Genomic DNA, 14,336 nt, shown 5'->3' on the forward strand with positions numbered 1-14,336 from the left:
ATAGTGTTACATATAATAAGTTAAGCCAAATAATAGGTTGGATCCTGCTTGCAAAGCTGTGCAAGTATTATTTTTCACCCGTGCGGAAATAGCTGGATAATAGCAGCAGTAAATCCGTTTTCCGGCAGCATTGCGGAGAACCTGGGATGGTGATTAAGAATGAACAGCAATTATATAAATACAGAAAAAGAAATCGAAATCTATACCGGTAAAGATCTGGGCTTGACCTATACAGCCGATTACAGCCTTTTCAAAGTATGGGTACCCACAGCCTTTACCGTTTCGCTGGTGTTGTATCAGACGGACGGGAATAATATAGAAGGCATGGTTTCCGGTTATAGGGACAGCGGCCGGATCGTGAACATGCAGCGTCAGGAGGGGGGAATCTGGCAGGCCCGTCTCCATGAAGATCTGAAGGGCATGTATTACATGTATCGTGCCGTATTTGAAGACGGCACGCTTAATGAAGCCGCAGATCCTTACGCCAAGGCGGTGTCGGCAAACGGTGTACGCTCGGCCATTGTGGATCTGCAGGACACCGACCCGGAAGGCTGGGACCGGGATGTATCGCCGGCCTTGCCGCATCCCGCCGATGCTGTGATTTATGAGCTGCATGTGCGGGACTTCTCGGCGGCTGCCGATTCGGGCATGCGGTACAAGGGCAAATTTAAGGCTTTCACTGAGTTCGGGCTGAAAAATTCCGCAGGGCAAGCTATTGGGGTTGATCATTTGGCTGAGCTGGGCATCACCCATGTGCATCTAATGCCGGTAGCCGATTTTCAGACCGTAAACGAACTCGGAGTGAACAGCGAACGGTCTGCCGAGCCTTTTTTTACCGAATATAACTGGGGATATGATCCGCAGCACTATAACGTGCCGGAGGGGTCTTACAGCACCAACCCGTCTGATCCAGGCACCCGTATCCGTGAAATGAAGGAAATGGTGCAGGCGCTGCACAGTAAGGGCATATCTGTGATTATGGATGTCGTATACAACCATACCTATTCTGTGGAAAAAGGGCCTTTTCAGCCGCTGGTGCCGGACTATTTCTACCGGCATGACTATACTGGCAGACTCTCCAACGGCTCCGGTGTCGGCAACGAGCTGGCTACGGAACGTCCGATGGTACGCAAATATATCAAGGATTCATTGGCCTATTGGGCTTCAGAATATCACATCGACGGCTTCCGTTTTGATCTTATGGGACTGATGGACAGTGTGACCATGCGTGAAATTGCGGAAGAGCTGCGGCTGGAGGTTAACTCCGATCTTCTGCTCTATGGTGAACCATGGACCGGAGGCGACTCTCCGCTGGCAACCAAAACTCTTAAAGGTGTGCAAAAAGGCAAGGGTTATGCCGTCTTCAATGACAATTTCCGTTCTGCGGTCAAAGGTGACAGCGACGGCTGGGGCAAAGGGTTCGCAACCGGAGAGTATGGCAAGGAAGGTGCGGTTGCTTCCGGAATCAAAGGAGCGATTCATGAATTCACCGACTCCCCGGTGGAAACGGTGAATTATGTTACCGCCCACGACAATCTGAATTTGTGGGATAAAGTGCTTGCCACCCAAGGGCTGCGCCAGGCAGCAAGGCTGCCTGAGCTGGAAAATGGGCGGCTGAAGTACGGAGGCTCCGTGGAAGCGGCGGTTGCCGCAGCTGATCCTTACATTGGGATGGATCCGGATGACATTCTCGGCAATGAGACGGTGCGCCGGACACTGCTGGCGAACGGGATTATCCTGACCTCGCAGGGGATTCCTTTTCTGCAGGCCGGTGATGAACTCCTCCGCAGCAAGTACGGTGACCACAACAGCTACCGCAGTCCCGATGCGGTTAATGCCATCCGCTGGGAGAACAAGGGGAAGTTCCTCCCTGTTTTTGAGTATTATAAAGGGCTGATTGCGCTGCGCAGCGGGCATCCGGCCTTCCGGCTGCATGGACGGCAGGAAATTGAGCGTTCTCTGGAATTCCTTCGCTGTGACAGCGGAGTCGTAGCTTATCTGCTGAAGAATAACGCAGGCGGTGACGTCTGGAATAATATCGTGGTGATTTTTAATGCCAATCCCGGACCAGTCAGCCAAAGGCTTCCTGAAACGGACAGCTGCTGGAATATTGTCGTTGACCATACCGCTGCCAGGACCGATGCCTTCCGCAGTGTCCAGGACCCGGAGGTACAGATCGAAGGGTTGTCCATGATGGTACTCTACGATAAATACGGCCAGCCTGAGCCAAGGTCCAAGGTGATTGAAATCCGTTATGAACGTCCGGATGGCGATTATCGGGGCTGGAATCTATGGGTATGGGGTACAGGCATTCAGGATGGACAACATGATTTCCGGCAGATGGAAGACGGTGGTGCGGTGGCGCGGATCGAAGTGCTCCCGGAAACTTCGTCGGTAGGCTATATTCTCAGGCTGAATGACTGGGAAGAGAAAGATAGCGCCGGAGACCGTTTCATCGACTGCTCCGGCAGCAGGGAAGGGGTTAAAGTGACCATCCGCGACCGTGAGCAGGAGAACAGTGGGGATAAGAATGATCCGCTGCAGATGACTAGTTAGGCTACAAGCAAAGGAGCTGTTCTGTACGGCCTCCCTCTTAGAGGGGGGACTGGCAGAACAGCTCCTTTGTAATATTTTAGGGTTTCTCTACGCCATCACTTGAGCAGACTTCAAGTTAAGGCCTGGTGCGGGGAAAGTTTATTTAGGCTGGTCCTTATATTCTTCATCCACAAGCTCGCTGTAGAGATTGGCTTCGTTGCCGCCGTGTTTTTTGGAACGGTACATCGCCAGATCGGCGGCGCGCAGAAGCTCATTGATGCTGCTGCCGTGCTGCGGATACAGCGCAACGCCGATGCTGGCTGAAGTATGGAAGCTGGAGCCTTTGTTGACCGACCAGGATTTATTGAAAAGCTGCAGCAGCCGGTCCAGGATTTCATCCAGCATCTCGGGACTGGCAAAGCGGTGAAGCACAACGGCGAATTCATCCCCTCCGATCCGGAATGCCTGGCCGGTGCCCTTCACGGTCTGCTGCAGCTCCCGTGAGAGCAGCTGCAGGAATTCATCCCCGGCGAGATGGCCAAGGGTGTCATTGAGCTGCTTGAACCGGTCGCAATCGAGCAGGGCAAGCGCAATTTCCTGTTTGCGTTCCTCCGGCTGGCTGATCAGATTCTCCATGTACATTTTGAAATGGGCCCTGTTGGGGATGGCGGTCAAGTGATCGTAGAAGGCCAGCTTATGCAGGCGTTCTTCATGCTGCTTCCGTTCGGTGATCTCGCGGGAGACCAACATGAACTGCGCAGGAACAGCACCGCCCCCCTTAATGGGGGTAACCTTTGTTTCCAGCCATACCCAGTGGCCATCCCCTGCACGCATGCGCAGCTCGGAAATCCGCGGAGTGGACTGTACTACACTTTTGAGTTTCACCCAGGTGATTTCCGCCTCGCGGATATAATTGGTGAGCGGAGTCCCCCTGCCCGGAAGATAGCCGAGCAAGCTGGAATGGGAGGGGGAAGCATACAAGATCTGCCCGTTGGAGTCGGTCAAAATAATAAAGTCGGACATCGTCTCTCCGATTAATTGATACAGCGACTTCTCCTCAAGCATTTCGTTCTGGAGGTCTATCAGCTTGCGGCAGAGATAGATAATGACAAGTACCAGTAAAAACAGGAAGAGTGAATACAGCGCGAATAATGAGCTTTTTTGGTCCCGGAATTCCTGGGTAACCTGGCGGGCGTAGCCGTCAATCAACCGCTCGGAATTATCGAGAGGCTCCCGTACATTTTTTAGAAGGACATTGGCTTCCAGGGCAGAGTAAGATTCAGGATTCCAGCCGCTCCGGACCCGCCGGGCCATAAGATTCGTGCCTGTATCCTTCCAGATTTGAAAAGGGGCATCAATACTGCCCAGTGTCTCTCTCAGCTTGCTTAGCAGCAGTTCGCTCTGCCTCATCTCGCTGAACGGGTTCTTTACGGAATTGATGTTATCGCTGGCCATTCGGAGACGCCGCTCTGCCTGGGCATTGTTCTCCTGAAAATCCCGGGACAGCCTGCTGTACTCCCCGCTGGTCAGATTCCCGTTCATAGCTGTGTGGAAGGCCAGGGAGGCCTGGTACAGGTCGCGGTCGGCGTTCAGAATAAGCTGGGAATTCTGATAGACATCGCTGTATAAGGAGTCGGACAATTTGTTCATCGTATGATTCAGATACAAAAGGGAAGCAACACTGATGCCGACCAGAAGAACGGAGATAGCGGTGAATAAAAGGATTAATCTGCGTGTGTTTTTGATCTCGGGAAAACCTGCCACTTCATCCACCCCCTGCAATAAACAATTAAGTGTTCTCTATTGGTGTGTACATGAACACGCGAAGTATATCCATATTGGGACCATTTGCTATGTGTGCAGGACATTGAGAGACAACGATAAGCGAGTCATACAGAGCTGGGGAAGGTTGAGGCGGCAGAAATGGGAATCTCCCGGTATGATCGAAGTTTCTTCTCATCAGTATAAAGGAAGCACTCATGCAGGGCAATTGCCCGGAAATTAATGGATACCGCGCGTAATTATCTCAGAGACTTCCGCTGTTTTGGACCAAGAATTAGGCCTTTTTCCATATGGAGAATGGACAAATAACACGTGAAACGGACACAATTTTTATCTTTAATAAGAGTATGTATAACCTGCTACCCTATGAATATTCCAGCCCTTGAGTCCTATTACCCAACTTAGCTGCAAACGATACCCTCCCCGGAATAATCCGCTGATATCGGTCCCGGGTTGCCTTAGGCATAAGGCAGAAGTCTTGAAAGAACTATACCGCAAGCCCCAGGTAAAATGTGGTTTACACTTAAATTGGTTACAGTAATTCAGCTAGTCATTATCCAGCGCATAAGCCGGCCGGAATTTGTTCCACTTGTCAAAACGGCTGATTTTGCATATAATGAATGGACATATCTTCTTAAGCAGAAGATGCCATTGATTCAGCAGCATCCACATGAAATGCATTGATGGAGAAGAGTACGCAGTGCCTGGCTTACAGGGAGGAGACGCCGCAGATTGAGAGCGTTTCTAGGAGAGCAGAGCTGCCGAAGTTCACTCCGGAGCAGTTCCCTGAATTTTTTTTCGTTCTATATGGAAGGAAAGCGTAGGGGAAACCGGCCGCAGACCGTTATTTCTGCTAAAGTGAGACAGGTCTCTGTCATGCCTTAAGGGGAATAATGCTCTTGGGGTATGCGGTTCAGGGCGGTCTAACAAGGGTGGTACCACGGTCTTTTCGTCCCTTACCGGGAGGAAAGGCCTTTTTTTGTTGATTAACATCATGATAAGGAGGCAGTACACGGCCATGAAGGAAAAGCTTGAAGCATTGAAGGTCGAAGCATTGGCGAAGCTGCAGGAAGTTACCGATCCGCAGCTTCTGAATGATTTGCGCGTGAAGTATCTGGGGAAAAAAGGTGAACTTACAGAAGTCCTGCGCGGCATGGGCGGGCTCAGCGCGGAGGAGCGCCCGGTGATCGGCCAGGTGGCCAATCTGGTGCGGAGCGCCATTGAGGAGATTATCAGCACGAAGCAGGAGGCCTTCCAGCAGCAGGAGACGCTAAACCGGCTGAACGCTGAAAAGGTAGACGTAACCCTGCCGGGCCGCAGACTGCCGCAAGGCGGGATTCACCCTGTGAGCCGGGTCGTCCGGGAAATCGAGGATATTTTCATCGGAATGGGCTACCGGGTGGCTGAAGGTCCGGAGGTAGAAACGGATTATTATAACTTTGAAGCGCTCAACCTGCCGAAGAACCACCCGGCCCGCGACATGCAGGATTCCTTCTATTTGACGGAGGATATCCTGATGCGCACACAGACCTCTCCGGTGCAGATCCGCACCATGCAGGCGATGAAGGGGGAAACACCCGTCAAAATCATCTGCCCGGGCAAGGTATTCCGCCGCGATGACGACGATGCGACCCACTCCTTCCAGTTCCACCAGATCGAAGGTCTTGTAATCGGCCGCCATATCCGCATGAGCGATCTGAAGGGCACGCTGCAGCAGTTCGTGCAGGAAATGTTCGGACCCAACACAGGCATCCGCCTGCGTCCAAGCTTCTTCCCGTTCACGGAGCCTAGTGTTGAGGTGGATGTGAGCTGCTTCAAATGCGGCGGCCACGGCTGCCGTCTCTGCAAGCAGAGCGGCTGGCTGGAAATTCTCGGCGCAGGCATGGTTCATCCGAACGTGCTGGAAAAAGGCGGCTATGATCCTGCCGAGTACAGCGGCTTTGCCTTCGGTATGGGTGTGGAGCGGATTGCAATGCTGAAATACGGCATCGATGATATCCGCTATTTCTACACGAACGATATGGCTTTTGTGAAGCAGTTCAAGGGGATTTAGATTTTTGGCGGGGTTGCGGGACTGGGGTGGAGAAGCAACTGTCGAGGAGCTTTGTTTCTGTTTAAACAATCTGTTAAAAATGGACCGGAGGGGAAGTTTGGAACTGGAGGAGCGTTAGCGTTCGCCTTTGTATCCGGATTTCATCCGCTAAGAGCGGTATAAATCAAGAAATCTGGATACAACAGCGGCCGGAAGTCCAAACATTCCACGCAGGGACCCTATTAACAGACGTATTTTTAAATAGAATTAAAAGTTCCGCTCGCTGCTCTCTGTCTCCCCATAACCAAGCAAACCCGGCACGTAGATAAATACATCTGAAACAAAAAGGAAGTGTGCGAACATGAAAGTATCAACCTCCTGGCTCGCGGATTATATCTCGCTTGAGGGCGTGACCGCAGCTGAGCTGGCAGATAGAATCACCACCGCCGGCATCGAGATCGACGGTGTGGAGCGCCGCAATAAAGGCCTTTCCGGCATTGTTGTCGGCTATGTGAAATCGAAAGAAAAGCACCCTGACGCCGACAAGCTGAATGTGTGCATCGTGGACGCCGGACAGGGCGAGGATCTGCAGATTGTCTGCGGAGCCAAAAATGTAGCCGCAGGCCAAAAGGTTCCGGTTGCCCTGGTGGGCGCCAAGCTGCCGGGCCTGGAGATCAAGAAGGCCAAGCTCCGCGGCGTACTGTCGCAGGGCATGATCTGCTCCGCTAAGGAGCTGGGGCTTAATGACAAGCTGCTCCCTAAGGAGCTTCAGGAAGGTATTCTGGTTCTGCCCGAGAACACGGAAATTGGCCAGGATATTCTGAAGGTGCTGGGTCTGAACGACGAGATCCTGGATTTCGATCTGACCCCGAACCGTTCCGATTGCCTCAGCATGATCGGGGCCGCTTATGAAGTGAGTGCGATTCTGGGCCGTGACCTCAAGCTGCCGGATCCGGCAGCGGACTTGGTGGAAGCAGGCGGTCTGGCCTCTGACTCCATCTCCGTCAAGATCGAGAATGAAGAATACTGCAGGCATTACTCAGTGCGCTATATTTCCGGGGTGAAGCCTGCCCCGTCACCGCTCTGGATTCAGAACCGCCTGATGGCGGCGGGTGTGCGTCCGATCAATAACATTGTGGATATTACCAACTATGTGATGCTGGAGTACGGACAGCCGCTGCATGCGTTCGACGGCGATAAAGTGGAAGGCGGAGTGCTGGGGGTGCGGTTTGCCCGCGAAGGCGAGCTGCTGACCACGCTTGACGGGCAGGAACGCAAGCTGGAGCCGCAGATGCTGGTTATTGCCGACGGTGCCGGCAAGGCTGTGGCTCTGGCCGGAGTCATGGGCGGTCTGGAGACGGAAGTAACGGAAGCTACCGTGAACCTTGTACTGGAATCTGCCAAGTTCGACGGAGGAACGGTCCGTAAAACCTCGCGCCAGCTGGGCTTGCGCTCCGAAGCTTCCCTCCGCTTCGAGAAGGAAGTTGATCCGAATGCCGTGATCCCCGCATTGAACCGTGCCGCTGCCCTGATTGCCCGTTATGCCGGTGGCACTGTGCACACGGGGATTGTGCAGGCCGGGACTGCGGCTGCGGAGGAGAAGGTGCTGACCTTATCCCTGGAGAAGCTGAACCGTTATCTCGGTACGGACCTGTCGCTGCTGGAAGTGAAAACCTTGCTCACCCGTCTGCACTTCAAGTGCGGAGATGCGGATCAAGGACTCGTCGAGGTGCAGGTGCCGACAAGACGCGGTGATATCAGCTATGATGTCGATTTGATTGAAGAAGTTGCCCGTTTATACGGCTATGACAATATTCCTACAACCCTGATTGAGGGTGTGACTACACCGGGAGCATTGACCAGCCGGCAGTTCCAGCGCCGGGAATTGCGGCGCCTGCTGGCAGATGGGGGCTTCCAGGAGGTTATGGGGTATTCCTTCATTCAGCCGGAACAGAGCAAGCTGTTCCCGGCACTTGCGGATGGCCTTCTACCGGTGAAGCTGGCAATGCCGATGAGCGAGGAACGCAGCGTTCTGCGCACCAGCCTGATTCCCCAGCTGCTGGACATTGCCCGTTACAATACGAACCGCCGCCAAAGTGATCTGGCGCTGTTCGAAATCGGGAATGTTTTCTTCACGGACGAAGAGCAGCTGACCCGCCAGCCGCGTGAACTGCCGGTGCTGGGCCTTTTGCTGAGCGGCAGCCGGGCATCCAAGCAGTGGAATGTGGAGGAGCAGCCTGTGGATTTCTTCGACCTCAAAGGTGCGCTGGAAACCGTGTTTAACTATCTGGGCCTTGGCGACAGCGTAAGCTATGAAGGCGATGCGCCGGAAAATTACCACCCGGGCCGTTCCGCCTCCATCTATTTGCAGGGCCCTGAAGGGCGCGTGAAGCTGGGAACCCTCGGCCAGCTCCATCCGGAATTGCAGCGTGAGCTGGACCTGGAAGATACCTACGTGGCCGAGCTGCTGCTTCAGCCGCTCTACAGCGCCGCCCGCACCAATCTGCAGTACACTGAGCTGCAGCGCTTCCCGGGAATCGAGCGGGATATCGCTGTTGTGGTGGATTCCGCAGTGCCTGCCGGGCACCTGCTGGCTTCCATCCGTGAGAACGGCGGGACTCTGCTGCAGAACGTTCAGGTATTTGATGTGTATACAGGCGGCAAGATGGAGAGCGGCAAGAAAAGCATAGCCATTTCGCTGCTGTACCGTCATACCGACCATACACTGACCGACGAAGAGGTTGTAGAGGTGCATGACAAGGTGGTTTCCGCACTTCAGCAAACTTTTGGCGCAGAATTAAGAAAGTAGCAGGAATTGTGCAAAGCCGCAGCGAATCCATTTACAAACGGAATTCGCTGCGGCTTTTTTTACTTTTTTGAGCTTCTGCGGTTACCGGAAAATTTATGAAATCAGCGCTTTTTGGCAAAAGAGAATGAATCACGCTACAATAGGAGCAGAGAGACCAGCTTAGAATCCGCACACATACAAAGGAGGGCACAACTGTGGCTATGGACCGGACTCGTGTCGCCGTGGAGATATATGGAACTTCTTATAAACTTGTCGGAAGCAGCACTGAATATATGAAACAGGTTGCCCGTTATGTAGACGAGCATATGCGGGCAATTTCCAAATCACATACGAGACTGGATACCCCGCGGATTGCAGTGCTTGCTGCCGTACATATGGCGGAACAGGCTATTCAGGTACAGGACTTTAAGAACGAGCTGAACATGCTGACCGGGGAACGCACGGAGCTGCGTGTAGAAGTTGCACGCCTCACGGAGGCGCAGAAAGAACGGCAGGAAGAATATGAACGGCTGGAAGCGGCAGCCCGGGAGGAAGCGGCCCGCCTGGCCGCTGAAGCCGAAGAGGAGCGCAGGCGGCACCTGGAGATTCAGGAGCAGGAGCGGAAGCTTCACGCCGAGGCACTGCTGGAAGCGGAGACGGCTGCGGCTGCAGCCCGTGAGCAGCTGGCTGAAGAGCTGAAGGCGCGTGAAGCGGAGCTGAAATCGCTCCGGGAGCGCTATGAGCAGGAGCAGGCAGCCGGGCGTGAGAGCCACCGGCAGGAGCTGGCAGCCGCCGAGGCGGCCCGTCTGCAGCAGCTGGAAGAGCTGAAGGCTGCTCATCAGCAGGAGCTGGAGCATCTGCGCGAAACGCTGGACAAGGAGAAGGCGGAATCGCTGTCCCGGCTCCAGGAGGAGCTTGCAGAAACCCGCGATTCGCTCGGAGGGGAGATTGTGGAGATCCGTTCGGCGCTGAGCAAGGAGCTGGCGGATACCAAATCCACGCTTGAGAAGGAGCTTGCGGAGGAACGTGAGGCGCTGCAGAAGGAGCTTGCCAAGAACAAGGAGCTGCGGCAGTCGCAGGGCACGCAGGAGCACCGCCATAAGCAGCAAATGCAGGAGATGGAGAAGCAGATTGGCGAGCTGCGCGGCGGCACCGGTCAGCTGCAATCCAGGCTGCGCGCGGCCGAAGCTGGACTGAAGAGCGAGCGCGAGGGCCGTTTGACGCTGCTCGCCCAGTACGAAGCGGTGCTGAAGCGCGAAGAGCAGCTGACGGAAGAGCTTCGTGCTGCTGCCGAGCAGGGAACGCTGCGGCAAGAAGAGCTTGAGGCGCTCCGCCAGCGTTATGAGGCTGTGCAGCAGGAGGCTGCCGGGCTTAAGGAATCGCTGCGGGGAACCGCAGAGAACCTGAGCCGGGTAGAGACTGAGCTGCATTCTGCCAATGAGCTTGGAGATCTTCTCAGTGATGAGCTGGAGGAACTGCGCCAGCGTCATAGCAGGAAGCAGGAAGAGGCTGCTGTGCTTCACCAATCACTGGAGGAAACGAAGAGCAGCCTGCATCAGCTGGAAGGTGAGCTTGCCCAGGCTGCTTCGGAAGCGGCCGCCTGGCATGAGCTGGCCGACAAGCACATGGAGGATATCGGGGAACTGGAAATGAAGCTGCTGGAAGCGGAAGAGAAGTCTTCGGCGCTGCAGACGGAGATTGATACGCTGCGCGGGCAGGCGGACGGCATGGTTCAGCAGCTTGACCGTGAATCCGGCCTGCGGGCTGAAGCGGAAGCCGAGAGCCGGCAGTACCGGGCGGAAGCGGAAGCCGCCCGCAAGGAGCTGGCTGCGCTGCGCGGCCGTTATGAAGAGCTTATCGCACAGTATGACGAGGTGCTGCAGGATGGCGAGCAGCTGAAGGAAAGATATGAGCTGCTGGAGGCGGAAGGCGAAGAAACGGCCCGCCGCCTGGAAGAGCTGTACGAGGCTGGACGTGAAGCCGCCGCTGCGGCGGCAGAGCAGCAGGAAGCGCTGCGGGAGACCCGCGAGGTCGAAGCTTCCTGGAAGCGGAAATACGAGGAACTCCTGCAGAGCCAGCAGGAGTGGAGCGAGACGGAAGCGCAGCTCCGCGAAGAGATCGAGATTTGGGAGCAGGAAGCGAGCAAGGCGGAAGCGGAAGCCGAATCCATGAACCGGGAGCACTCCCAGGTGCAGCAGCAGCTTGATGAGATCGGCGAGAGCTATGAGCTGGTTCAGGGCCAGCTGCGCCTGTTGCAGGCGCAGTCTGAAATGCGGCAGGGGGAACTGGACAAGCTGTCCCAGGAGCACCAGAGCCTGCAGGCGGAATATGCCAAGCTGCAGCGTGAATATAATGAATGGATTCAACTGATCGAACAGGACAGTTGAATGGCGGACGCATGAAGAGAAGGGCCCCAGGCAGTTCCTACTGCCTGGGGCCCGCTTTATTTGTTCTTAATTAGGATTGCCTCCATCGATGGAAATAATGTGCATAAGGCTGGGGGTAAACAGACGGACGTGAATTCGCGCATTTAGGCGGAAAATCAGCCAGCTTCGATAGTCTTTTTCCAACTCAAGCTGGCTATTAAACAGGTGAAACAACCGCTAGGTGGAAAAAGGAAACTTATTTCCCCTCCAAATCAACAAATGAGGGATTTAGGTGGAAAAAGGGAACTTAATGGGGCAATTTCACCCCCTCAGGAGCGGTATAAGCTGAATTAGTGATCCTTTTTCCACTTAAGCTGCGGAGATCGGTGTGCTGGGGCAAATTAGTGATCCTTTTTCCGCTTGGAACTGCCCTCTGGACTCATGAAGGGCCTTGCAGGCAAGCGCTAAATTGAAATCCCAAGCAGCTACGTTATCCGGTAAAGGACGGCGTAGCCTTATTTGTTCATGGTGTTGGGACATGTTTCTCCTGTCCGGAATTACTGTTTACTTGTCCTCAGAAGTGAAAGCGGCAGCTCCATATTTTCCGGCCCCTAACTCCCAAAGCCATCGTGCCCTACTCGACAATCACCTTGGCGCTCATGCTGCTGTGGCCAGAGCCGCACATGATCGCACAGGTCATTTCGAACGTTCCGGCTTCCTCGGGGACAATGACCTGTGAGGAATCTTTTCCATCCAGCCGCAGGTTCAGCTCCGGAACAAGGATGCCATGATTGCCGCTTTCATTTTTAAACACAATATTGACGGGAACCCCTTTTTTCAAGTGGTATTCTTTTTGGTCGAAGCTGTAATTGGTTGCCGAAATAATGAGTTCCTCGTCTGCGGTGAGGCCGGTTTCAGCTGCTCCATCCTTGTTGCTTGCGGTTCCGGTGTTATTGCCTGTCCCGCCGCAAGCCGCGAGAATAAGCAGGGAGCCGATGGACAGCAGCATGGCAAATCTTCGGATCATCGTTATCCTCCTCCTGGAATCATATTAAGCCTTGCGTGCCCCTAGCATAACTTAATTCGGCAAAGATGTCTCGGGAAATTGAAGGAGGTTTTTTCTACTGTCGAAGGGACTCCAAAGTTTGTCGAAATATGCAAAAATATGATGCAATAATCATTAAAATTTATTATACTTAATGCTATATATCATTAGGTTGAGAAGTAGGGGATCATATTAATATCGCCGAATATTCGCCGAATACGGAGAAATGGCACCGTAAAATATTGACCGGTTACTGGATCATTGTGTTTTGTATGCTGGTGGCCCAGCTTTTATATGTTTTGTCGAATCATGTCATTGAAGTCAGATCCATCCTGCTTCCCAGCAAAGGCCATTTGTTCATCGGCTGCAATCTGATGATTGTGATCGCCATGGCCACGGCGGAAATGTGGCTGCGATCGACCTCGCTGTACCACAAGCAGGCGGTTGTGGTCTGCGGATTTGCGGTTTCTTATCTGATGTATTTTGTGCTTGAGCCATTTGTCGACGGTGCGCAGATGACTCTTATGATGCCTATAATGATTTCACTTGTCTATTTTGACCAGCGGCTGCTTAATGCTCTGGGAGCTTTCAGCCTGCTGTTTTATGCCGCGATTTATTTGGGGCTGGAGCAGAGGCTGCTGGACAAGCCGCTGCTGGAGTTTCTGATGGTGGAATGTGTGTTTATCGTGTTCGTTGTCATGGCCCAGGCGGTCATCATCCGTGCCCGTGAGGTTCGCGAGCATCTGGAGCAGCTGACCAAGTCCGAGCAGGAGCTGATGGTGGAGCGGGCGATTTCCGACAAGCTCCTGAAGATTGACGCGCTGACCGGACTGTACAACCATAAGACCTTTCACGAATATCTGGTTTCGCTGCTGGAGCAGTGTGAGAGCAATGGCCTCAGGCTGCAGCTCGCATTGTTCGATATAGATAACTTCAAGCGGGTGAATGATACCTACGGCCACTGGGTCGGGGACCTTGTATTGAAGGAGGTTGCAGCCAAGGTAGGCGGATTGATCGGGTTAAATGATTTTGCGGCCAGATACGGCGGGGAGGAATTTGCGGTTATTTTTACGGATAAAAGCATTCACGAAGCCTACGCCGCTGCCGAGGAACTGCGTCTGAAGATTGCGGCGATGGAGCATCCTTATGCCGGGGGCAAGCCGATTACCGTCAGTATCGGGTTATGCGACTACCAGCTCGGGGACGGCAAGGAGAAGCTGTTCCGCAAGACGGACCATGCCTTGTATGCCGCCAAACATTCGGGTAAGAATGCCGTAGTTACTGCTTCCGCTGCCCATGACGATGACAATATTCTCTCCTATGCCTAAAAGAATACAACAAACCCCCTATTACCGGTGAATTCCGGAACAGGGGGTTTTGTGTCTGCAGAATGCTGTGCAGTTTGCTTTTATTTCCCGGCTTCAAACGGTGTGGAAACCGGCAGGAAAAGGTCGATAATCCCAATGACCAATGCTGCCAATAGTGCTCCCAGAACGGTGACGCTGACACCGCTCACGATGAACTGGGCAATCCAAATGACCAGTGCGCTGACCAGGAAGCCGACGATGCCTCGGCCGAAGGGCGTTGTTTTTTTGCCGAAGATGCCCTCAATCACCCAGCCGAGAAGTGCGATGACCAGAGCGAGAACAAGCGCGCTCCAGAAACCGCCAACCGTAAACTGCGGAACAATCCAGCCAACCACCATCAGCACAATCGCTGCCACGATAAAACGGACCACATGACCTAAAAATCTCACTGAACTAACCTCCTTTGGCCTTCGCATAAGGA

At 53.8% G+C, this 14,336-nt stretch carries 9 protein-coding genes; 5 read left to right on the top strand and 4 right to left on the bottom strand.

Features of this window, described 5'->3' with window-relative positions; translation table 11 throughout:
- The first annotated feature begins 159 nt into the window (after window positions 1–159).
- The gene (gene pulA / locus PRIO_RS10095) at window positions 160–2,556 is read left to right on the top strand and encodes a type I pullulanase (protein ID WP_020432771.1); all 2,397 of its coding nucleotides are present in this window, start codon (window positions 160–162) and stop codon (window positions 2,554–2,556) included.
- 138 nt (window positions 2,557–2,694) lie between these two features.
- Here pulA and PRIO_RS33815 read toward each other — a convergent pair whose 3' ends face one another.
- Together PRIO_RS33815 and PRIO_RS37190 are read right to left on the bottom strand one after the other, a co-directional pair.
- On the bottom strand, window positions 2,695–4,299 hold the full coding sequence (locus PRIO_RS33815) for a sensor domain-containing diguanylate cyclase (protein ID WP_052741438.1): 1,605 nt from the start codon (window positions 4,297–4,299) through the stop codon (window positions 2,695–2,697).
- A gap of 564 nt (window positions 4,300–4,863) precedes the next feature.
- Window positions 4,864–4,998 carry a hypothetical protein gene (locus PRIO_RS37190; protein WP_269451292.1) on the bottom strand — a complete coding sequence of 45 codons (135 nt, stop codon included), beginning with the start codon at window positions 4,996–4,998 and terminating at the stop codon, window positions 4,864–4,866.
- 337 nt (window positions 4,999–5,335) lie between these two features.
- Between PRIO_RS37190 and pheS the strand changes: the two genes are divergently transcribed.
- The 3 genes from pheS to PRIO_RS10115 all read left to right on the top strand — a co-directional run bounded on the left by pheS (window position 5,336) and on the right by PRIO_RS10115 (window position 11,524).
- Window positions 5,336–6,370 carry a phenylalanine--tRNA ligase subunit alpha gene (gene pheS, locus PRIO_RS10105; RefSeq protein WP_020432757.1) on the top strand — a complete coding sequence of 345 codons (1,035 nt, stop codon included), beginning with the start codon at window positions 5,336–5,338 and terminating at the stop codon, window positions 6,368–6,370.
- A gap of 340 nt (window positions 6,371–6,710) precedes the next feature.
- Window positions 6,711–9,158 (top strand): phenylalanine--tRNA ligase subunit beta, encoded by a 2,448-nt coding sequence (pheT, locus tag PRIO_RS10110; protein WP_020432752.1) that lies wholly within the window; start codon window positions 6,711–6,713, stop codon window positions 9,156–9,158.
- 194 nt (window positions 9,159–9,352) lie between these two features.
- Window positions 9,353–11,524 (top strand): cell division protein ZapA, encoded by a 2,172-nt coding sequence (locus tag PRIO_RS10115; RefSeq protein WP_020432745.1) that lies wholly within the window; start codon window positions 9,353–9,355, stop codon window positions 11,522–11,524.
- A 613-nt stretch (window positions 11,525–12,137) separates the two neighbouring features.
- Here the strand turns inward: PRIO_RS10115 and PRIO_RS10120 are convergent.
- Window positions 12,138–12,530, bottom strand: coding sequence for a cupredoxin domain-containing protein (locus PRIO_RS10120; RefSeq protein WP_020432744.1), 393 nt, complete (start codon window positions 12,528–12,530; stop codon window positions 12,138–12,140).
- Window positions 12,531–12,847: 317 nt separating this feature from the next.
- Between PRIO_RS10120 and PRIO_RS33820 the strand changes: the two genes are divergently transcribed.
- Window positions 12,848–13,876 (top strand): GGDEF domain-containing protein, encoded by a 1,029-nt coding sequence (locus tag PRIO_RS33820; RefSeq protein WP_231869855.1) that lies wholly within the window; start codon window positions 12,848–12,850, stop codon window positions 13,874–13,876.
- Between the two features lie 80 nt (window positions 13,877–13,956).
- Here PRIO_RS33820 and PRIO_RS10130 read toward each other — a convergent pair whose 3' ends face one another.
- Window positions 13,957–14,304 carry a phage holin family protein gene (locus PRIO_RS10130; protein ID WP_020432741.1) on the bottom strand — a complete coding sequence of 116 codons (348 nt, stop codon included), beginning with the start codon at window positions 14,302–14,304 and terminating at the stop codon, window positions 13,957–13,959.
- Between the last annotated feature and the right edge of the window lie 32 nt (window positions 14,305–14,336).

The sequence above is a fragment of the Paenibacillus riograndensis SBR5 genome, from assembly GCF_000981585.1.
GTDB lineage: Bacteria > Bacillota > Bacilli > Paenibacillales > Paenibacillaceae > Paenibacillus_AQ > Paenibacillus_AQ riograndensis.

Coding starts and splice junctions, on each gene's coding strand:
- pulA (WP_020432771.1), top strand. CDS start 160: ATGAACAGCAATTATATAAATACAGAAAAAGAAATCGAAATCTATACC.
- PRIO_RS37190 (WP_269451292.1), bottom strand. CDS start 4,998: ATGCATTTCATGTGGATGCTGCTGAATCAATGGCATCTTCTGCTTAAG.
- pheS (WP_020432757.1), top strand. CDS start 5,336: ATGAAGGAAAAGCTTGAAGCATTGAAGGTCGAAGCATTGGCGAAGCTG.
- pheT (WP_020432752.1), top strand. CDS start 6,711: ATGAAAGTATCAACCTCCTGGCTCGCGGATTATATCTCGCTTGAGGGC.
- PRIO_RS10120 (WP_020432744.1), bottom strand. CDS start 12,530: ATGATCCGAAGATTTGCCATGCTGCTGTCCATCGGCTCCCTGCTTATT.